At 46.4% G+C, this 21,266-nt stretch carries 22 protein-coding genes; 4 read left to right on the top strand and 18 right to left on the bottom strand.

Going from position 1 to position 21,266, the window contains the following annotated elements; all coding sequences use genetic code 11:
- Positions 1–2: 2 nt before the first annotated feature.
- Positions 3–782 (bottom strand): patatin family protein, encoded by a 780-nt coding sequence (locus GNE05_RS07985; RefSeq protein WP_007409696.1) that lies wholly within the window; start codon positions 780–782, stop codon positions 3–5.
- A 179-nt stretch (positions 783–961) separates the two neighbouring features.
- Here GNE05_RS07985 and ylbJ point away from each other — a divergent pair, with 179 nt between their 5' ends.
- On the top strand, positions 962–2,188 hold the full coding sequence (gene ylbJ / locus GNE05_RS07980) for a sporulation integral membrane protein YlbJ (protein WP_015417416.1): 1,227 nt from the start codon (positions 962–964) through the stop codon (positions 2,186–2,188).
- Between the two features lie 18 nt (positions 2,189–2,206).
- On the opposite strand, the gene coaD is transcribed toward ylbJ, so the two are convergent.
- The 8 genes from coaD to GNE05_RS07940 all read right to left on the bottom strand — a co-directional run bounded on the left by coaD (position 2,207) and on the right by GNE05_RS07940 (position 6,793).
- Entirely contained in the window at positions 2,207–2,689 is a 483-nt protein-coding gene (coaD, locus tag GNE05_RS07975) for a pantetheine-phosphate adenylyltransferase (protein WP_014417707.1), read from the bottom strand.
- A 4-nt stretch (positions 2,690–2,693) separates the two neighbouring features.
- On the bottom strand, positions 2,694–3,248 hold the full coding sequence (rsmD, locus tag GNE05_RS07970) for a 16S rRNA (guanine(966)-N(2))-methyltransferase RsmD (protein WP_014417706.1): 555 nt from the start codon (positions 3,246–3,248) through the stop codon (positions 2,694–2,696).
- 298 nt (positions 3,249–3,546) lie between these two features.
- Positions 3,547–3,819, bottom strand: a complete 273-nt coding sequence (locus GNE05_RS07965; protein ID WP_014417705.1) for a YlbG family protein — start codon at positions 3,817–3,819, stop codon at positions 3,547–3,549.
- Positions 3,820–3,877: 58 nt separating this feature from the next.
- A complete protein-coding gene (locus GNE05_RS07960; protein WP_003154472.1) occupies positions 3,878–4,327 on the bottom strand; it encodes a regulatory iron-sulfur-containing complex subunit RicF in 450 nt (149 codons plus the stop codon).
- Positions 4,328–4,397: 70 nt separating this feature from the next.
- The gene (locus tag GNE05_RS07955) at positions 4,398–4,637 is read right to left on the bottom strand and encodes a YlbE-like family protein (RefSeq protein WP_003154475.1); all 240 of its coding nucleotides are present in this window, start codon (positions 4,635–4,637) and stop codon (positions 4,398–4,400) included.
- 15 nt (positions 4,638–4,652) lie between these two features.
- A complete protein-coding gene (locus GNE05_RS07950; protein WP_007409691.1) occupies positions 4,653–5,063 on the bottom strand; it encodes a YlbD family protein in 411 nt (136 codons plus the stop codon).
- A gap of 161 nt (positions 5,064–5,224) precedes the next feature.
- Positions 5,225–6,265, bottom strand: coding sequence for a CAP domain-containing protein (locus GNE05_RS07945; protein WP_159354127.1), 1,041 nt, complete (start codon positions 6,263–6,265; stop codon positions 5,225–5,227).
- 84 nt (positions 6,266–6,349) lie between these two features.
- Positions 6,350–6,793 carry a CBS domain-containing protein gene (locus GNE05_RS07940; protein WP_014417702.1) on the bottom strand — a complete coding sequence of 148 codons (444 nt, stop codon included), beginning with the start codon at positions 6,791–6,793 and terminating at the stop codon, positions 6,350–6,352.
- A gap of 139 nt (positions 6,794–6,932) precedes the next feature.
- Here GNE05_RS07940 and GNE05_RS07935 point away from each other — a divergent pair, with 139 nt between their 5' ends.
- Together GNE05_RS07935 and GNE05_RS07930 are read left to right on the top strand one after the other, a co-directional pair.
- Positions 6,933–7,292: a YugN family protein gene (locus tag GNE05_RS07935; protein ID WP_007409688.1), complete on the top strand. Its 360-nt coding sequence runs from the start codon at positions 6,933–6,935 to the stop codon at positions 7,290–7,292.
- A gap of 113 nt (positions 7,293–7,405) precedes the next feature.
- Positions 7,406–8,556, top strand: a protein-coding gene (locus tag GNE05_RS07930; RefSeq protein ID WP_099566475.1) for an IS3 family transposase whose coding sequence is annotated in 2 segments (ribosomal slippage) — positions 7,406–7,679 and positions 7,679–8,556 — 1,152 coding nt in all. Because the reading frame shifts where the segments join, the coding sequence is not laid out codon by codon here.
- Between the two features lie 59 nt (positions 8,557–8,615).
- Here GNE05_RS07930 and ctaG read toward each other — a convergent pair.
- The 6 genes from ctaG to cyoE all read right to left on the bottom strand — a co-directional run bounded on the left by ctaG (position 8,616) and on the right by cyoE (position 14,588).
- Positions 8,616–9,500 carry a cytochrome c oxidase assembly factor CtaG gene (gene ctaG / locus GNE05_RS07925; protein WP_160182646.1) on the bottom strand — a complete coding sequence of 295 codons (885 nt, stop codon included), beginning with the start codon at positions 9,498–9,500 and terminating at the stop codon, positions 8,616–8,618.
- A gap of 24 nt (positions 9,501–9,524) precedes the next feature.
- Positions 9,525–9,857, bottom strand: a complete 333-nt coding sequence (ctaF, locus tag GNE05_RS07920; RefSeq protein WP_007409686.1) for a cytochrome c oxidase subunit IVB — start codon at positions 9,855–9,857, stop codon at positions 9,525–9,527.
- Positions 9,858–9,859: 2 nt separating this feature from the next.
- Positions 9,860–10,483 (bottom strand): cytochrome c oxidase subunit III, encoded by a 624-nt coding sequence (gene ctaE, locus GNE05_RS07915; RefSeq protein WP_003154482.1) that lies wholly within the window; start codon positions 10,481–10,483, stop codon positions 9,860–9,862.
- On the bottom strand, positions 10,483–12,351 hold the full coding sequence (ctaD, locus tag GNE05_RS07910) for a cytochrome c oxidase subunit I (protein ID WP_007611227.1): 1,869 nt from the start codon (positions 12,349–12,351) through the stop codon (positions 10,483–10,485). Before ctaD ends, ctaE begins: the two co-directional genes overlap by 1 nt.
- Before the next feature lie 31 nt (positions 12,352–12,382).
- Entirely contained in the window at positions 12,383–13,453 is a 1,071-nt protein-coding gene (gene coxB, locus GNE05_RS07905) for a cytochrome c oxidase subunit II (protein WP_014417699.1), read from the bottom strand.
- A 217-nt stretch (positions 13,454–13,670) separates the two neighbouring features.
- Positions 13,671–14,588, bottom strand: coding sequence for a heme o synthase (gene cyoE / locus GNE05_RS07900; RefSeq protein WP_003154486.1), 918 nt, complete (start codon positions 14,586–14,588; stop codon positions 13,671–13,673).
- 343 nt (positions 14,589–14,931) lie between these two features.
- On the opposite strand from cyoE, the gene ctaA reads away from it, so the two are divergent.
- The gene (gene ctaA, locus GNE05_RS07895; protein ID WP_021493725.1) at positions 14,932–15,858 is read left to right on the top strand and encodes a heme A synthase CtaA; all 927 of its coding nucleotides are present in this window, start codon (positions 14,932–14,934) and stop codon (positions 15,856–15,858) included.
- Positions 15,859–15,955: 97 nt separating this feature from the next.
- Here ctaA and pyc read toward each other — a convergent pair whose 3' ends face one another.
- From pyc to GNE05_RS07880, 3 genes are all read right to left on the bottom strand, one after another.
- Positions 15,956–19,402, bottom strand: a complete 3,447-nt coding sequence (gene pyc, locus GNE05_RS07890) for a pyruvate carboxylase (protein ID WP_160182645.1) — start codon at positions 19,400–19,402, stop codon at positions 15,956–15,958.
- Positions 19,403–19,477: 75 nt separating this feature from the next.
- Entirely contained in the window at positions 19,478–20,689 is a 1,212-nt protein-coding gene (locus GNE05_RS07885) for an FtsW/RodA/SpoVE family cell cycle protein (protein WP_053104324.1), read from the bottom strand.
- A gap of 204 nt (positions 20,690–20,893) precedes the next feature.
- Positions 20,894–21,175 carry an Fpa/YlaN family protein gene (locus tag GNE05_RS07880; protein ID WP_003154494.1) on the bottom strand — a complete coding sequence of 94 codons (282 nt, stop codon included), beginning with the start codon at positions 21,173–21,175 and terminating at the stop codon, positions 20,894–20,896.
- Positions 21,176–21,266: the final 91 nt, after the last annotated feature.

Here is a 21,266-nt window from a genome sequence, read left to right as displayed (position 1 = left end):
AGTTAGCCCTCCCAGTTCTCTATTTCTTGTTTAATCCGGCCGATCATCCGGTCTGCGGCTTCTTCGCCTGCTGTGATCATATGATCAATGTTGGCAAAAGAACTTGAGCTGAATGATTCAAGAGAAGGGCGGATCATGACGTCTGCGGCAATGGTCTGGTGACGGACCAATTCATTTTGCAGTATATCCATACTTTGCATGATTACATCAAAAATATGTGCCGCCTTTTCCGTTTTTTTCACCCGGGATACGTCAGAGGCGATGACGATATCAGCACCCATATCTTTTACGGCGGAAACCGGGATTCTGTCGACCACCGCGCCGTCGACTAACATACGTCCGTTCATTTTTTGCGGGACGAAAACGCCCGGTATGCTGATGCTCGCGCGGACGGCTTCGGACACTGAACCTTTCGTAAAAACGAGTTTTTCGCCGGTCTGAAGGTCGCAGGCCACGATGCCGAGCGGGATCCGCAGTTCTTCTATCGGCTTGCCGTACGTATAGGCATGAACGAGCTGCCTGATGCGGTCTCCTTTTAAAAATCCGAGCTTCGGCATCGTATAATCCGCGTACAGCCGCCGCTTAAATGCTTTAGCGACTTTTTTCATCGTGGCCACGTCATGCCCGGCCGCATAAAAGCTCCCGACTAACGCTCCCATGCTGCTGCCGGCAATCATATCAATTGGAATCTGATGCTTATGTAAACTGGATAACACTCCGAGATGAGCGATGCCTCTTGCCCCTCCCGAACCTAACGCTAACCCGATTGTAGGTTTGGCCAACGCGACGAACCCCCTAATAGACATCCTATACATGAATTCTATGGTCTAAATTGAACCCCTATGCTCGTATATTAGTACAGGATGACAAATAGGTACTTGCCCGGCCGCCTTTAAGGTCTGTTCTATATTTTATCATGATATAAATGTCAGTGTGCAATTTTAGCATCGGGGAGGTAAGAATGAATTTGTCTAAGTTTCATACATTTTTGATTTCATTGTTTTTCATTTTTTTGACGGCGACGGTTATTTCACACCCTCAGGCCTCATTCGAAGCCTCCAAAACCGGTCTTTCCATGTGGTGGGAGGTCGTTTTTCCTTCATTGCTTCCGTTTTTTATTCTATCTGAGCTTTTAATCGGATTCGGCATTGTCAAGTTTGTCGGCCTTTTACTCGAACCCTTTATGCGTCCCATTTTCAGAGTGCCGGGGGTCGGCGGATTTGTACTGGCTATGGGCATGGCTTCAGGCAATCCGGCCGGCGCGAAGCTGACTGCACGGCTGCGCCAGGATAAACAAATTTCCAGAGTAGAGGCTGAACGCCTCGTCTCTTTTACCAATTCATCCAATCCGTTATTTATATTCGCTGCTGTGGCGGTCGGCTTTTTTCATAACGCGTCTCTCGGCATTCTGCTGGCATCGGCTCACTATCTCGGAAACATCGCTGTCGGCCTGACGATGCGTTCATACGGACGGAAAGAAGAAGCGGCGTATACCGGTAAAAAGACGATCGCTCTCCCTTCTCTGAAGGAAGCATTTCTGGCCCTCCACAAGGCGCGGCTTTCGGAAAAGCGGCCGCTCGGAAAAATTTTGGGCGACGCCGTCACCTCTTCTGTACAAACCTTGCTGATGGTGGGCGGTTTTATTATATTGTTTTCGGTTTTCAGCCGGTTATTATCAATCGTACAAGTCATGGATGTGCTTTCTGTATTTACAAACGCGCTGCTTTCGCTTTTTCATCTTCCGGCAAATCTGGACATCCCTCTTATCAGCGGAATGTTTGAAATTACACTTGGGAGCAAGCTGGCCAGTGAAGCTGATGCCGCCTTGCTGCCGAAAGCCATGATTGTGAGTTTTATTCTCGGGTTCAGCGGCCTTTCCGTACAGGCCCAGGTAGCCGGCATTTTATCGGAAACAGATATCCGCTTTAAACCGTTTTTCGCGGCGCGTATCCTTCAGGGCATTTATGCCGCACTCTTTATTCTCTTACTGTGGAAGCCGCTTTACCTTGCATTGGACGAACCTTACCAGTCCGTATTCCTCCCTTTCCGCGATCAGGAAGCGGTATCTGCTGCCGTCAGCGGATGGAATACACTTGTTGAAACCGGACCCGCCATCACGCTGACAGCTCTCGCCGTATACGCATTGATTTATTGTTACAGGCTGTCAGCACGGACAAAAAAAGGATGAGACGCCAATCAGCGCTTCTCATCCTTTAAATTTCTGCTTCAGCGCCTGTTCAACTTCCGGAGGAACAAACTCTGAAACAGGCCCGTTATATTTTGCGACTTCTTTTACGATGCTTGAACTTAAAAAAGAATACTGATTGTTCGTCATCATAAAAAAAGTTTCTATTGATTCGTCGAGCACGCGGTTGACGGAAGTCCCCTGCATCTCATATTCGAAGTCAGAAACGGCTCTGAGCCCCCTGATAATCGCCTTCGCCCGCTTTTTTTTCGCATAGTCGATTAACAGTCCCTGTGACGTCTCGACCGTAACATTCGGTATGTCTTTTGTCACTTCTCTTAACAGCTCACATCGTTCCTCAACTGTAAACAGCGGCTGCTTAGAAGAATTATTGAGCACGCATACGTACACCTGCTCAAACACGTTTGCCCCCCGTCTGATAATGTCCAGATGTCCGTAGGTAACGGGATCAAAACTTCCGGGACATACAGCTATACTTGCCACATCATTACCCCCTATTTCGGTATATCGTCACTCCTGTAAGCCCGTAAATTTCCCTTCTTGTTACGGAAAGCGCGCCGACGGCTTCAGGAAGCGCAACGGCTTTATCATGCTCGGCTACGACAAAACCGCCTTCATTCAGCATGTTCTGCTCATCAATCATTTCGATAAGCGCTTTCAGCTTTTGTTCCTTATACGGAGGATCTAAGAAAATTCCGTCAAAACCTTTTTCCCGTTTCGCCGCGGCATAGAGGGCCCGCTCTGCATCATTGCGGTATACTTCCGCTGAAGACAGCAGATCAAGCGCTTTGATATTCGCTTTTACCGTTTGGATGGCTTTGAAATCACGATCCACAAAGATACAGCGGTCAAATCCGCGCGACAGCGCTTCAATCCCGAGACCGCCGCTCCCCGCAAACAAATCCAGCCCCGTTCCTCCGTCAAAATACGGGCCGATCATATTAAAAATAGACTCTTTTACTTTATCCGTCGTCGGCCTTGTTGATGTGCCCGGCACAGCCTTTAAGGCTCGTCCTTTTCTTGAACCGGAAATTACTCTCATTATTCACACCACTTTTTCTGAAAACTTTGATGTTTCTCATCGGCTGAGCCGTTATGTATCAAAACAATCCCTATCTTATCATAAAGCATTCTTTCAAACAATGAACGTGAAATCGTGTATACATATTCACATTCCTGTCAAGACTAAGTGTAACAGCATCAATGAATGATGTTGTTGCCAACCGCGGAGAAGACTTACGTTTCCCCATAAGTTCTTCCTCCGGTTTCTCCTCTCCCTTTTCCTTCTCCTTAACTTGTTAAGGAATAGAAGGACCCCGCAGGTATCTGCGGGGATTTTTTTATATGCCGATTTTATAATCGTACTCTTTCGCTTTATCAAGCTTTGATTCAAATTCCAGCTTTAAAAAAGGTTTATAAGAAGGCTCTACCTTCTTCACATAAGAATAAGAAGAAATCTTTTCCATTGTTTTTTCGATTAGATCCATATCGCAATACAGCACAACGTATTTCAGCCGCTTGGAAACATAATGAACGTTGCCGAATTTTCTCAGCATTTTGCTGTGTTTTAAAGAATGCAGATATACGATTATGCCTTGGCGCTTATTTTCCATCATGATCACCCGCCTGACTTTCTGTTCATTTTATGTAAAAGACGAGACGGCCGTCTCGTCAGGAAACTTTGCATCCGCAGCCGCCGCCGGAACCGCACCCGCCGCCGCAGGATGACAGGCCGTCAAAATAAGGATTCCCCGTCGGAACTTTTACATGCTCCGAGACGGCCGTTCCGAGTTCAATGCTGATCTCGTCAAGCAGCGACTGAAGCTCAGTCTCCGCTTTTTTAAATTCGGCCACCTTATCGTTTAAATCCAGTTCCCGCTTCATTTCTCTCATTTTGCGGGAAATCTCTCTATAATCAGGATGGTATTTGCCAAAGCGCTGCACATCCTCATACTGCTCTTTAACGCTCATAAAAGAACGAATGATCCGCCCTGCCTCTTCATCTTCACGGAGACGCTTGTAACAATCGCGGTAATTTTCAGCCGTCTCAGACTGCAGAATCATGCCGGCAAGCTGCTCCGCTTCACTTTGAAGCTTGACGGACTCAATTGTTGCATACATAAATACGCACCTCCAGTTGCTAGTTTACCATGAAACCACCCAATTGGAAAATGCGGCGTTTAAACGCTTTTTAATCCTGTGAACGCATGGCGTGAACCATCTGCATCATCATCTGCGCCATTTGAATCCCGTTTGAGAATTGGCTTACCCGATGCGGTATCGTCTTTTCATAAAAATTCATCATGTCAAGCTGAAAGGAATTGAGATCGTCCGGTTTTCTCGCAAGTCTGCGGTACCAGACGGGACGCTGCCGTATAAACCGTTTCCGTTCCTCATCTGCGGATATGAATTCCTGAACCTCTTTTCGCATACACGATCCCCTTCTTTAATCCTTTCTGAACGAAAAAGGATGTTGTCCGGAGCCTTGCCGGGGCTGCTTCGTGCTGCTCCCCGAAAATTGGCTTAAAAGGCTTTGCAATGATGAAATGGACTGGCTCATTTTATTGATCTGCTCATTCATTTGGTTGATATCCATCTTTTTGACGGCAGTGACCATTTTTGAAACGAAATCGTTTTTTTCAGCTGGTTCCTGTTTGGTTTCCGCGTCGGAAGAAGGCTGAACGGCCTCGTCTTTAAAAGGATCCCATATCGGATCATCCTCGCCCAGAAGAACCCAATTTTCATAGACTTCCTGCCAGCTCCTTTGTTCCTTGCGAACATTTTGGATCAGTTTGGGATGCTTTTTTACGAATTGTTTAAAATCATCGATTGATTGCCGTGATTGCTGATTCGCCACAATTCTCACCCCCTCCGAAAAGTTTTGCCTGCTATAATGTATCGGTTCATTCGCCTTAATGTTCGCCTAAATTGCGAAAAAGCAGGTATATTTTTTTCAGCAGGAGCGCCGCTCGCGAAAAAACATAAAAAAACCGCGGGGACGCGCCCCTCTGCGGTTTTTTACTGCCAAGGCTTAATGAAGTTTTGCGTATAATACTTCCGGTCCACGCCGACACCGAGGTGCGTATAATCCGGGCTTAACAGCGCCTTTCTGTGGCCTTCGCTGTTCAGCCAGCCCTCCACGGCTGCAGGACCGTCCACATAGTTGTAGGCAATATTTTCACCGGCCTCCCGGTATTTCACATCGCCTTTTTCCAAGCGGTCCTTCAGAGTCCCGTATTTCTTTGAGACGTGAGAGAAATACTTGTTATCCTTCATGTCCTTGCTGTGGCCGAATGCCACTTTTGCGGCGTCTTCGTCCCATTTCAGCCTTGCAAGTCCGTGTTTCACGCGGATGACATTTGTAATATCGAGAATCTGCTGTTCACTCGCTCGTTCAATGTCGTTCCATTTTTTATCAGAAACAGGCTCGGGTTCTGTCAGCTTTCCTCTGTACATGACCTCATACGGCCTTTGTTTCACAAGTGTTTCCGCATCAAATGCCCTGATGCTTGACAGATTCCCGTCAAATTTGTCCATGTACAGCTGAACATACATCCCGCCTATCTTGACGGTGGGACGGGTATTGATATCTTCTTCAGAAAACTCGAACCGATACGTGTTTCCCTTGTCAGTCACATTGACAAAAGGAGAAACCTGCGTCGTTTTAAAAACTTCGCCCGTCGATTCGCCGATCTTAAACGGTTTTGCGTTGATGCCGCTTCCTGAAGCATATAAAGTCACGGCTTTATCATTCAAAATACCGACTTGTACGTATTGGTCTTTCCCCTGGTTGTACACCCACCACTCGTAATCGTAGGCAGAAGGATCTTTCCGGGACGGTTCCCCAAGTTTCTTTTTCACATCGGCGGCAGATTTCCCCATGAGAGAAAGCAGTCCGGATGACGGCATTTTCAGCCGTTTTCCGCTCTCTTCTTCATTGGAAACCTGAGGCTCCTCCTGATCCGTCTTTTTCTGAGGAGCCGATCCATATTGTATAAACAGAACATACGCTCCGTAAATAAGCAAAAGGATAACGAGAGCCCTTGCGATATTTTTCAACCTCTCACCCCCATATGTTCAAACCGTTCTGTTTTTGTTTACTCTTATACAGTACAGCCTATTTGCATCGTCCGTGATTTATGTTTAATGGATAAACCCCTCCGGACCGCCGTCTTCAGAAATGTCAGACAGCGCCCGGCCTGCTTGCTCATTTGATTGCTCGGCCAACGAAAGATCGCCGAGCGTAACAATGCCGACCAGTTTTTTATCCTTTGTGACGGGAATTCTTCTGAGCTGATGTTCAGCCATCAAATGGAGCACCTCCTCCACAGAGGCGTCTTCTTCTGCACTGATAACCCGCTCTGTCATTGCGTCGGTTATTTTTTGAGAGTTCGGCTTTTTTGAAGCAATTCCCCGTAATACGAGATCTCTGTCTGTCACGATCCCGACAAGGGTCGCGCCGTCTTCATCCACTATCGGAATGGCGCCGACATCCGCGTCTTTCATCTTCACCGCAGCTTCATATACATTATCTAATACTGTACAATATTGCAAGTCTGACGTCATGAGCTTATTGATCTTTGTCATTGCGGAATTCCTCCTTTTTCTGCTACTATTGTCGTCAAATTTTTCTTTTTGCATACTTTCACCGTATGAATCATTGAAAGTGTAACGCTTTCATACTATGATTGTCAGGAAAGGGCATTTTTAAAAGGAGGGGGAAGGTTTGAAGTTTGAAAACAGCGGTCTTGAAGGGGTAACAGCGGAGCTCAGCCGCTTGAATGATCTGATGGAAGGTAAAGGGCTCATTCTGGCTGGACAATGGGATTATGAAAGAGTGACTTACGACAAAAAGTTTTCAGTACCTGAGGGGACATTTTATCTGCGGATTCAAGGAACGGCAAAAGAGGGCGATGTCGGCGGCAGCCGGGCCGTGATTCAGCTGAAGGCCCCTCTTTTAGGAAAGCATTATTATCCGCACGGCGTAGAATACGGCAGCGCTGAAGAATTTCCGGAACATGTTGTCGCTGAAAGCAAAGCTTTACTGCTTGAATTGGAAGAGTCATTAAAAACAGTGCAAATGTAATAAAAAAGTACAGCATATTGGGACTGACCCCATAAGATGAGACAAATAAAAACACCTTCAAGTTTGAATACGGATGATTGTTATCCGAAATTAGACTTGGAGGTGTTTTTTCTATGGGGACAAGAGTGAGTTATCCGGTTGAAGCGAAACAGAAGGCTGTAGAAATGAGATTGGCAGGCGTACCTATGAAAGAGATCATGCAGGAGTTGAATATTAAGAATAAGACACAGGTTCAGACATGGGTTAGATGGTATAAGGCTGGTGATACACATCGATTCGAACAGCCTGTTGGAAAGCAATACACTTACGGAAAAGGTCCGGAGTATTCTTCCGATTTAGAGAAACTGCAGGCAGAGATTCGTTACCTGAGACAACAGAATGAAGTTTTAAAAAAGTACAACGAATTGGAAAGGAAGTTGATAGCGAAACGTCAGTCGAACTTGTAGAAATATTGCACAGCACAATGACCGTACAGGATATCTGTATTCATTTAGGTATCTCTCGAGCGTCTTATTATCGTTGGAAGAAGAATCTGATGAAGGATCATCCCAAGCGCCATTTGGAAAAACAAATCGGCACGTTGTGCCGAGAGCACAAGTATCGATATGGATATCGAAAAATCACAGCCATACTAAAAAAGAGAATGTGTATTAACCATAAAACGGTTCAACGTATTATGCAGAAAAATCAATGGCAGTGTCGGGTTAAGGTGAAAAAGCGCAAGAAGGATGGGCAGCCATATGCCGTGGTCGATAATATATTGGATCGGAACTTTCAGTCTGATCGTCCTCTTGAAAAACTAGTAACGGACATCACATATTTGCCTTATGGACAGAAACAATTGTACCTTTCCAGTATATTAGATTTATACAATGGAGAAGTGATTGCTTTTACTATTGGGGATAAGCAGGACACAGCCTTTGTCTTAGACACACTTGATCAGCTACCAATGCTGCCTGAGAACTGCGTGTTACATAGTGACCAAGGTTCTGTGTATACATCTTACGAGTATCAAAAAGCTGTTAAAACAAAAGGCATTACCATGAGCATGTCCCGCAAAGGGACGCCCGCTGATAATGCCTCCATCGAATCGTTTCATTCCTCGCTAAAGTCTGAAACGTTCTATCTTAACAGCATTGATCGAACTACGACTGCCATCGTAGAACGCACTGTCATAGAATACATTCATTATTATAACAATATTCGTATTCAAACCAAACTAAACAACCAATCACCGATAAACTATCGGCAATTGGCTGTTTAAAAGGTGTTTTGACCCCTGTCTCAAAAACGGGGGGCAGTCCCTATTCTGCTGTACTTTTTTTATGAGACGGTATGCTCTATATACGGCGGCTCTGACAGCGTATCTTTTTCCCGTTCCGTTCTGACCCACTGAAAAAAGATGACAGCCAAATATGTTCCGTAGACCGCCTCTTGAATGATTTTCATCAGCACTGCCCCAAGCTGCTGATCTTCCAGAGGAGGCAGCGTGTTAAACATCTCCGGTCCGGATAAAGGGATCTCCTCCAACAAGTCTAAAGGAACGCAAAGCTTCATTGCTTCGGCCCAAGCCGCCGGATCTGTATACGTGGCATACATGGGCGCCCCGCTGAACATAATGAGCGAGCAGGCCGGCGTTAACAGAATCCCGTCTGCCATAATATACCCCAGCTTCATTAAACCGCTGAGACGGGGCAGACCGTCCACCTTATGCACAAGCGGCCACCACATAAAAAACGCCGTTACAAAGATGAGTCCGTTCATCAGCGTGTGATACAGCGAATCCGTTTTGACGAAATCAAATATAAACGGGATGTGATACAGTGAAAAAATACCGTTAAACAGCACTAATGCGATAAGCGGCATTGAAAAGAACGAAAACAGCGGCTTTACGACAGGACGGAAGATCAGTTTTTTCCATGCCCAGCCGGGAATTCCGGAAATCAACAGCGGCGGTACGACTAAAAACAGAACCGCCATCTGCGTCATATGGGCGCTGAACATCACATGGCCCAATAAATCAACCGGACTTCCCGCAGCCGCGTAAAAAAACAGCGCGGAAAGCACAAACAGCACCTTCTCCTTAGCGGCCACACGTCCTTTATGCCGGCTGCACCAGTAAAAGTAAACACCTGTTATCACGGCAGTTATACAAAACAGATACGGGCTCCACATTGCGCGAAACCCGAACATTTCTAAATTAATCAAATCTCTCACTCCCCGCCGCCCCGATTACCACCAAATAATCGTGACAAATGCAAGCACGGTGATAAACGCGACAAATATTCCCGAATACAGAAATAATGACGGCGCTTCATGCCCTTTCTGGCTCATATGCATAAAGTAAAACAGCTGAAAGATGACCTGGATGACCGCAAGCAGGATCAGAAACGGCATCGTAAACCATCCGGCAATGCCGTCTGCAGCCACCGTCAAAAACGCGACAAGCGTAAGACCGATCATCAAACCGAAGGATATGACCTGATATTTCATCTCCTCGGCATTTTTCTTTTTCCGATATTCGAGATCCGTACTGACAGTCCCTCTGTTTTTGTTATCGTCCATCGTTATCCCACCATCCCCATCAAATATACAACGGTAAAGATAAAGACCCACACGACATCGATAAAATGCCAATATAAGCTGGCCACATAATATTTCGGCGCATTATAAAGGCTGAGCCCTCTTTTCGCATTCCGGATCATAAGCGCGCTGATCCACAACAGCCCGAACGCCACGTGTGCTCCGTGTGTGCCGACCAGCGTGTAAAACGCAGAGCCGAGCGCAGAGCTTGTAATGGTAAAGCCGAATTCGTGAGTGTAATGCATAAATTCATAGATTTCTACCCCTAAAAATCCTGCTCCCAATAAAACGGTAACCAAAAGCCACACCTGCATTTTTTTAAAGGAGAAATTTTTCATATGATACATCGCATACACACTCGTTAAGCTGCTCGTTAAAAGAAGCATCGTCGCGATAAACACGATCGGCAGCTCAAACATCTCAGCCGTTGACGGCCCTCCGGCTTTAGATTCCCGTAAAGCAAGAAATGTCGCAAATAGCGAGGCGAACAGAACCGTTTCGCCGCCGAGAAACAGCCAAAATCCCAAAAACTTATTTTTCCCCTCCAGCGTTGCTTTTTCAGGAGAAGCCGGAAAGGTTTCAGCCGTCATTTTTTCCTGCAGCTGCATTACGCCTTCACCCCTTTATCATCATTCGGCAGATCTTCTTTGTGAATATGATAGCCGTAATCATCGACCACAGAGCGAAGCAGCATGGTAAAGAATGTGATGCCGAGCCCTATGAAGATAACCGGAAGCCCCCATGAATAATCGGAGTGGTATAAAAACCCAAACGCTGCGACAAACAGCCCGAAAGATATGATAAACGGCATGATGGAGCCGTTCGGCATATGAATGTCCTCTACAGGCTCTGCAGGCGCCATCCCTTCATTTCCGGCCTGCTTTTCAATCCATAGCGGGTCAAGTCCCCGGACAAACGGAAGCTGTTTAAAATTATATTCCGGCGGCGGCGAAGAGACCGCCCATTCAAGCGTACGACCGTCCAGCCACGGGTCGTTCCCGACGTATTTCCCCTTTATTGAGGTATAAATAATATTGACCACGAGTAAAGCAGCCGCGCCCGCCATGAAAAACGCGCCGATTGAACTGATCAGGTTGCCGGTATCAAGACCCTGGCCGGGCAGATATGTGTAAACGCGCCGCGGCATTCCCATCAAGCCGAGGAAATGCTGAATGAAGAAGGTAAGATGAAACCCGATAAAAAATAAGACGAACGAAATTTTCCCCATCGTTTCATGAAGCACCTTCCCGAACATTTTCGGCCACCAGAAATGCACGCCCGCCAGGATGCCGAACACAACGCCGCCGATAATGACGTAGTGGAAATGCGCTACGACAAAATACGTATCATGGAACTGATAATCTGCCGCTGCGGCCGCCAGCATGACACCCGTGACTCCTCCGAGTACGAAAGAAGGAATAAAGGCGACGGCATACAGCATAGGCGTCGTGAATTTGACATTTCCTCCCCAGATGGTCAAAAGCCAGTTGAAAATTTTAATGCCCGTAGGCACCGCGATCGCCATCGTCGCAACCGCAAATATCGCATTAGCGATCGGTCCGAGTCCCGTCGTAAACATGTGGTGAACCCAAACCATGAACCCGAGAAAGCCGATCAGCACGATCGCAAAGACCATAGACGAATAACCGAACAGACGTTTCCTCGCAAATACGGGAATGATTTCTGAAAAAATCCCAAAGGCGGGAAGAATTAAAATGTATACTTCCGGATGCCCGAAAATCCAAAACAGATGCTCCCAGATTATCGTATTGCCGCCCAATTCAGGATTAAAGAAATTCGTTCCGAACAAACGATCCAGCATCATCAGCGCCAAACCGACGGTGAGCGGAGGAAATGCGAATAAAATGAGTGCCGACGCCACAAATGTCGTCCACGTAAACAGCGGCAATCTCATATACGTCAAACCCGGCGCCCTCATATTAATAATCGTGGCGAGAAAATTGATCCCCGCAATCAGCGTACCTAAGCCTGATATTTGCAGGCCGAGCACGAAAAAGTCTATGCCGTGCCCTTTCGAATTCAGCGCAAGTGACGCGTACGACGTCCATCCTGCATCAGGAGCGCCCCCTAAAAACCAGCTCAGATTCAAAAAGATGCCTCCGAAGAAAAACAGCCAAAATCCGAGCGCATTCAAAAATGGGAATGATACGTCACGCGCCCCGATCTGCAGCGGCACAACCGCGTTCATCAGCCCGAATAACAGCGGCATCGCCGCCAGGAAGATCATTGTCGTGCCGTGCATCGTCATAATTTCATTAAACTGCTGCGCACCCATAAAATCGTTCCCCGGCCTCAAGAGCTGAATCCTGATAAGCATGGCCTCAAGTCCGCCGACGACGAAGAAAAATCCCCCGGCGATCATATATAAAATCGCGATTTTCTTATGGTCAACCGTCGTCAAATAATCCCAAAGCAAAGAGCTTTTTCTTTGCTGTCCTGTAAGCGTATTCATCATTTGCGACCTCCCCCCTGATATCTCCCTGTCCTCACTTGTTCTCCGCTTTCAGCCCTTTTAAATATTCATACAGCGCATCCGTTTCAGCGTCCGAGAGCTTCGGATAAGTGCCTGTCATTTTATTGCCCGGTTTAATGCTGTCCGGATTTTTCAGCCAGGCTTTTATATTCTCTTTATTCGCATCCTTAATGCCGGCCACTTTGACCCGTTCACCGAAGGTAGCGAGGTTCGGAGCTGTTCTTGCCGCTTCAGCCCGTTTATCATTGGGCTCAACCGCATGACAGCTCAGGCAGTTTTTTTCCTTAAAGAGCTCTTCTCCTTGCGCGGCTAAACCGGAATCTGTTGTATGCTTATAATTTTTCATCGCTTTCGTCCATTGTTTAAATTCTTTTGACGGCAGCGGTTTCACTTTGAAATCCATCAGCGCATGTGAAGGTCCGCACAGCTCTGCGCATTTCCCGAAGAAATATTCTCCCGCTTCTTTGCTGCGTTTAGAATCGAAGGTCAGAAAGAAAGTATTGTCATTATCCGTATTCGTATCGATTTTCCCCCCGGCTGACGGAATCCAGAAAGAGTGTTTCACATCTGAGGACTTCAGCTTGAAATAGACGCGTTCATCTGTGGGAACGATCAGCTCCTGACTTGTCACAAACCCGTAATCAGGATACTCGAATTCCCACCAGTATAAATTCGCCCTTACATTAATCACGAGCGCATCCTCTGCTTTACGGTTTTTCTTATCCATCGGCGACGTATCCGCCAGTGCCAATGTGTCGATGACAACCGGAATGACAAGAATAATCAGAAGCAGGATCGGAATAACGGTCCAGGTGATTTCTAAAAAACGGTTCCCCTCCACCTGTTTCGGTATCGTGTCTTCCCCTACACGCGACCGTCTGAATCTCACAATGACGTAAAAGAAAATAACTGCTACGACCGCAACGACGACAACCATGATAAGTGTGCTGAGCACCGTCAGATCATATTGTTTATCAGCCACTTCGCCGGCAGGCTTGAGTGTGGACAGAAACGGTTTTCCACAGCCGCTCAATAAAAGCGGCACTAAGGCTAATAATGATAAAAGACGCCAACGCTTTAACATTTCACCCAACCCCTTTTTTGAATCAGTACGAGATGCACAAGCAGTAAATCTGCTTCCAGCCGAAATACTTCATTTCCTCATTTCTTAAAATATGAGATTTTTTACTTAAAATTCCATCTATGTATAAAAGCAAAGCCGCCTGATTAAACAAAAGGTCAAGGCGGCGTTTACTAGTTGTCATTGTTTGTTTTGGCGATCAAACAAGCTCATTATTCAATTAAAACAGCGTGAAGACCACCATCGCTACAAAATAAATGGTCATGTAATTAAGCGAATAGACAAACATAAGAGTTGCCCACTTCATGATGTTTTTCATGCGGAATCCCATCAGTCCGAGAACAAGCCATCCGACATTCAGCAAAGTGCCGAGAATGACGATCGGAAGACCGAGACTGCCGAGGAAAAACGGAAGAGGCAGCAGGCATGCGACCCAGACGATAATCTGTCTTTTCGTCACTTCAAAGCCGTGCACTACCGGAAGCATCGGGATATTCGCTGCTCTGTAATCTTCCGTCTTTTTAATCGCAAGCGCTAAAAAGTGCGGAATCTGCCAGATGAATAAAATCATGAATAAAACCCACGCGACAACACCGATGTGCCCTTCAACCGCTGTCCAGCCGATTAACGGCGGCACGGCGCCTGATACACTTCCGACAACCGTATTAATCGTATAACGGCGTTTCGTCCACATTGTATAAAGAACAACGTACGTAAACACGCCGATAAAACCGATGACTGCTGCCATCACAGTGGTCATCAAGAGCATGATAAGTCCTAAAGCAATGAGTAAAATTCCTGACCACAGCGCTTGATTCGGCTGAATCTTTCCGGTTACCGTCGGTCTTACTTTCGTGCGTTCCATTAAATGATCAATATCACGATCGTAATAGTTGTTAACCGCACAAGAACCGGCGATGATCAAAGAAGATCCTATTAATGTAAGAAGCACGGTGTTTAAATTGCCTAAAAAACTCAGACCGGATATATGTAACGCAAGCCACATGCCGGTAAAAGTCGTAATTAAATTCGAATTGACGATTCCTATTTTGATAAGCGAAAGGAAATCCTTCCATGCCGTCGTCTCTTCAATCTGTCCGTCTATAGCTGTATCGTTTAAAATTCTGGAATTAGCCATAACGTAAACCTCCCTTACAAACCTAAAGCAGGTTTTTTAAGACCTGCAACTCTATCATACAAGATAATGACCTGTAAAAAAACATCCTCTTAAATATTAAACGAGAAACAGGAATTTATTTGTGAACTTTTTATGAATTTTACCAAATCCGCCGGTTTCTTAATAAAGCGGTTACTTTATTTCTATCAGACCCATCTGGAATAATCAACCCCATTATCTAAGAAGTCCTGATTCTATTATATTTTTGTGAACAAACAGAATTGAGAATTGCCACAAAACACATATTCGCTTACACTTGGTACGTATATCATTTTGTCCAGTTTGTTAAGAAGGTGAATGTAAAATGAATAAAGCTTTGAAAGCGCTCGGCGTACTGACGACATTCGTCATGCTCGTCGTGCTGATCGGCGGCGCTCTTGTCACAAAGACAGGATCGGGTCTCGGTTGCGGAAGGCAGTGGCCGCTTTGCCACGGCCGGTTTTTCCCGGAGCTTAACGCCGCTTCTATCATTGAATGGAGCCACAGACTCGCAAGCGGTGTCTCAATCGTTCTCGTGCTGAGCCTCGCTTTTTGGGCATGGAGAAAAGTCACGCCTGTTTTCCGTGAAACAACCTTTCTCGCCATTATGTCCATTATCTTTTTATTTTTACAGGCGATTCTCGGCGCATTAGCGGTTGTTTTCGGATCAAATGCGCTCGTTATGGCGCTTCATTTCGGCATATCGCTGATTTCTTTCGCTTCTGTTCTAATTTTGACGCTGCTCATATTTGAAGCTGATAAATCAGACAAAAAGCTCGTCAAGCCGCTCAGAATCGGCAGGAAAATGCAGTTTCATATGATCGGCCTTTCGATTTACACGTATATCGTCGTTTATACGGGGGCTTATGTGCGCCATACGAAATCAAGCCTTGCCTGCCCTGACGTTCCGCTTTGCAGCAGGCTGAACCACGGGCTTCCGTCCCATTTTCAGGAATATGTGCAGATGGGCCACAGAACGGCAGCACTGCTTCTGTTCGTATGGATTCTTGTCGCTTTTGCGCATGCGGTGCGCTCCTACAAAGATCAAAAACAGATTCTTGGGGGCTGGATAGCGGCTCTTGTCTTTGTTTTATTACAGGCGCTGTCCGGAATCATGGTTGTTTATTCAGAAATGGCCACCGGTTTTGCACTTGCCCATTCGCTCTTTATTGCCGGCCTGTTCGGCGTCTTATGCTATTTCTTATTATTAATCGCCCGCTTCCGCTATGAATCAAAACAGCGGAACATCTGAGGCACATGAAAAGGCCGAAGCATTAGAGCTTCGGTCTTTCTACATATAAAAAACCTGATCGCACACGGGGGCGGATCAGGTTTTTTATATTCATTTTTTACGCTTTTTCAATTTCGATCAGTAAATCACCTGTCTGAATCGGTTCACCGTTTTTCACATGAATCTGCTGTATCGTCCCGGAGAACGGCGCCTGTACCGTCGTCTCCATTTTCATCGCTTCATTAATCATCAGATGATCGCCTTTATTTACCTTTGCCCCGGTTTCCGTTAACAATTTAATGACGGTTCCCGGCATGGATGCCGCAATGTGGCTTGGGTTTGTCCGATCTGCTTTTAATTTTTCCTGTACGGACGATTTTATGCTTTCATCTTTAATGACCACCTCGCGCGGCTGGCCGTTCAATTCGAAATAAACGACACGTGTCGCATCTGGCTGCGGTTCACCGATAGATACAAGCTTCACGATCAGCGTTTTTCCGCGCTCGATTTCCACTTCGATTTCTTCACCGAGTGTCATGCCGTAGAAGAAAGTCGGTGTGTCCAATACGGAAATATCACCGAAGCGTTCAGCCGTTTTAACATATTCTGTAAACACCTTCGGATAAAGAGCATACGCGATTGCGTCCTGATCACTCAATTCCATCTGATGTGTTTCTTTCCATTCTTCTTTAATGCCTTCAAAAGATACCGGTTCAAGCAGCTCACCCGGTCTTACCGTGATCGGCGTCTGTCCTTTCAGAACGAGCTTTTGCAGTTTTTCCGGAAATCCGCCGTGCGGCTGGCCGATCTGCCCTTTAAAGAGCTCAACGACTGAATCCGGAAAATCAAGCGTTTCGCCTTTATCATAAACATCTTGTTCTGTTAAATTGTTTTGCACCATGTAAAGCGCCATATCTCCGACGACTTTGGAAGAAGGTGTTACTTTCACGACGTCGCCGAACATGCGGTTGACGACGCTGTACATGTCTTTCACCTCATTCCAGCGATCACCGAGGCCGACTCCTTTTGCCTGCTGCTGCAGATTGCTGTACTGGCCGCCCGGCATTTCATGATTATAAATCTCAGTATGCGGAGACTTCATCCCGCTTTCAAATTCACTGTAATACTGACGGACTGATTCCCAATATTGTGACAGTCTTTCCACCTGGCGGACATCCATTTCAGGACGGCGGCTGTTTCCTTCAAGGGCATGATAAAATCCGCTTGCGCTCGGCTGTGAAGTCAGACCCGCCATTGAGCTGACGGCGACATCCACGATGTCCACACCCGCTTCAACAGCTTTGGCATAGAGAAAGACGCCATTGCCGCTCGTATCATGCGTGTGAAGATGAACGGGAATATCAATCGTTTCCTTCAGCGCTGAGATAAGTTCGTATGCGGCTTGAGGTTTCAAAAGACCGGCCATGTCTTTAATGCCGAGAATGTGCGCACCAGACGCCTCAAGCTCTTTCGCCATAGAAAGATAATACTTCAAATCATATTTCGTCCGGGTCTTATCAAGAATATCTCCCGTGTAACAAATCGCAGCCTCCGCCACTTTTCCGGTTTCACGAACGGCATCGATGGCCAGCGTCATCCCTTTTACCCAGTTCAGGCTGTCAAAGATCCGGAATACGTCAATACCTGACTCCGCTGACTGCCGGACAAATTTTTGGATGACATTGTCCGGATAGTTTGTATAACCGACGGCATTTGATGAACGAAGCAGCATCTGGAACAATGTGTTCGGCACTTCCTTGCGAAGATCTTCAAGGCGTTTCCAAGGGTCTTCTTTTAAGAAACGGTACGCTACATCAAATGTCGCGCCTCCCCACATTTCAAGGCTGAACAGTTCAGGCCACAGGGCAGCCGTAGGATTCGCGATTTTTTTCAAATCATTGGATCTGATCCGTGTTGCGAGCAGGGACTGATGGGCATCCCTGAACGTTGTATCGGTCAGGAGCACGGATTTTTGCTCTTTCACCCAGTCTGCAAGCCCCTCGGCGCCTCTTTCATCAAGGATCTGTTTCGTACCGCTTGCCGGCTTTTCCCCGATATCTAACGTAACGGTCTGAGGCTTATCAAATGCAGGTTTTTCTTTTTTCCCGATTCCCGGAAAACCGTTCACTGTGACATTGCCGATATAGGAAAGCATTTTTGTTCCGCGGTCCTTCTGTTTTGGGAAAACAAACAGCTCAGGCGTTGTGTCGATAAACGATGTGTCGTATTGGCCCGTCAGGAATTTTTCATGCTTTGCCACGTTTTCAAGAAACGGAATATTGGTCTTAATGCCTCTGATCCTGAATTCCTGCAGGTTGCGGACCATTTTCGCTGATGCCTGTTCAAACGTCAGCGCCCATGTCGACAGCTTGACGAGCAGTGAATCATAATAAGGCGTGATGACGGCGCCCTGGAAGCTGTTTCCCGTATCAAGGCGGACGCCGAAGCCGCCGCCTGAGCGGTAAGCCATAATTTTACCCGTGTCAGGCATAAAGTCATTCAGCGGATCTTCAGTGGTCACACGTGATTGGATCGCATACCCGTTTGTAAAAATGTCTTTCTGCTCAGGAATATTGACGGCACGGCTGTGCAGTCCGTGGCCCTGCGCGACGAGGATTTGCGTCTGAACGATATCAACCCCCGTTATCATTTCCGTAATCGTATGCTCCACTTGTACGCGCGGGTTCACTTCAATAAAGTAAAATTCACCGCCCGCTACGAGAAATTCCACGGTCCCCGCGTTGATATAGCCGACATTTTTCGCAAGCGCCACAGCCGCTTCACAGATTTCGTCCCTTAATTCAGGCTGCAAAGATACACTCGGCGCCACCTCAATGACCTTTTGATGGCGTCTCTGAACGGAACAGTCCCGCTCATACAGATGGACGACATTGCCTTCATTATCTCCGATCACCTGAACTTCAATATGCTTAGGATTTTCGATCAGTTTTTCAACATACACTTCATCGTTTCCGAATGCGGCTTTCGCTTCTGATTTGGCCCGCTCAAACGATTCTTTCAATTCGCTTTCGCTTCGGACGATTCTCATTCCGCGCCCTCCGCCTCCGAGCGATGCTTTAATAATAAACGGAAATCCATGGACTTTTGCGAATTGTTCGACATCTTTTAATGTTTCAGCCGGTCCGTCACTCCCCGGAATAACGGGGATGCCGGCTTTTTCTGCCTGCTCCCTCGCCTTTACCTTATCTCCGAACATATCCAAATGCGCTGACGTCGGTCCGATAAATACGATGCCCTCTTCTTCACAGCGTCTCGCAAATTGGATATTTTCAGAGAGAAATCCGTAGCCCGGATGAATGGCATCTACGCCGTTTCTTTTTGCGATCTCAATAATCCCTTCAATATCAAGATACGCGTCAATCGGTTTTTTGCCTTCTCCCACTAGATAAGCTTCATCCGCTTTATAGCGATGATAGGAGCCCGAATCTTCTTTTGAATAAACGGCTACCGTTCTGATGTTCAATTCTGTGCACGCCCGGAAAATCCGGATCGCAATTTCTCCCCTGTTTGCTACTAACACTTTTTGGATGGATTGTTGTGACAAACTTTTCTCCCCCTTGGCCTAATAAATATGTAGTTTATAATAAAGGAATATCCGTCCTGTGTATACACTTGTTTTTTAGAGATACACAGATTTTTCCGTCTGCCGTCTTTTTACCCCCTTAGACGGAACGGGCTCCCTCTTTTTCTTCTTTTCTGAGTACTTGACATGCATGCTGACATTCACCAATATACCGGCGCTCGTTAATAACAAAAACATTGATGAGCCCCCGTAGCTGATAAACGGCAGCGGAACACCTGTGATCGGAATTAAACCGCTGACACCGCCGAGATTGATAAAGGTCTGTATCGCAATCATGCTGGATATCCCGATTGCCAAAAGGCTCCCGAACGGATCTTCACATTTTCTCGCAATATAAAAACCTTTTAACACGACAAAAGCCAGCAGCACAATGACAAACAGGACGCCGAAAATGCCGAGCTCCTCTGAAATAACCGCCATAATAAAGTCTGTATGCGATTCAGGCAGATAACCGTATTTTTGAATGCCTTCTCCAAGACCGAGACCGAAAAAACCGCCTGAGCCGATCGCATAATACGAATTTATAATCTGCAGGCCTGATGTGCTGGCGTATTTAAATGGATTTTCAAGGCTTTCAAACCGGCTCATACGCCCGGGTGTCAAAATATCGTCCCATTTCAGATAGATGATCGGGCTGACAAGGAGCAATACGATTCCCGCCATGAGCACCAGCCTGAGCAGGGTCCTTCCGCTGAATCCCGAACACATAATGACGCAAAACGCGATCAGACCGATAATCATCGCCGTTCCGAAGTCGGGCTGAATGGCGATAAGCGCACAAATAACTACGGTGACGATCACCGGCGGAGCAACCCCCGTCAAAAGCTGATCGATGTAGCTTTGTTTCTTTGCGTATACCGCGGCAAGGTACAGTATCAGGGTCAGCTTGACAAATTCCCCCGGCTGAATGGCCATTCCGCCAATTTTAAACCAGCTTTGCGCGTTTCCGGCAACATGTCCGAAAACAAACAGCGCGCAAAGCGCAGCCACTGACGCAAGCAGTATGAATTTCTGGATCTTTTGATGGGCGAACACTTTGTACGGAAAAACGGCTGCGATGATAAACAGCACAAACCCCGCGATGACGGCGAACAGCTGCCGTTTAAAGAAATAGTCGCTGCTCACGCCGTAACGCATAACGGCGGTAATCATGCTTGAGCTGTATACCATTACCAATCCGAAACTGCACAGCAGAATGATAGCGCATATCAATGAATAATCGTAAGATTTTAACATTCTTTTAAACATAACATCCTCTTTCCTGCTTAAAGCTTACGTTTAATACCTATTGCGTATTATATTTTACTATAATTCATAAACATTTTACGCAGTTTCTTTATAGTTTTTCGGATGAAATGCAGATTAAGAGACCGTCTTACGAAAAGAAGATGCAAAAAAACGGTTTACGGTTATAAAAAAACCCAAACCGTTGAATAGTTTGAGTTTGATCATTTATTTTCCTGTAAACGCGTCATGCAAAGCAGACAGTTCTCTTTCAAGTCTGTCCAGCAGCTCTTTGCCGTCGTTTTCGTCAACTAATCCCAGGCGGACAGCAAAATCGATTTCCCTCGACAGTCCGAACATCTGAGTATCCAAGACCTCTTCATACAGAGGACATTGAGGCATCGTTAAGTTATCCATTTGTACTCGGATCAGCTTCAAAATCTTCTCAGCATCTAACTTCAACAGCTCGAATGCTTTCTGCTGATGGTCAACTATAATCTCTGAAGCCAAAAGTATCCCTCCGTTCCCCAGGCGAGTACCTAATTCTTCTATTTATCATAAAGGGTATCAGATGAAATTGCAAGAGGATTTAAGCAGATGT

This window comes from Bacillus sp. AM1(2019) (genome assembly GCF_009906915.1).
GTDB lineage: Bacteria > Bacillota > Bacilli > Bacillales > Bacillaceae > Bacillus > Bacillus velezensis.
Note: the sequence above shows the minus strand (reverse complement) of the source record. Positions and strands in the feature narration are given on the sequence as shown.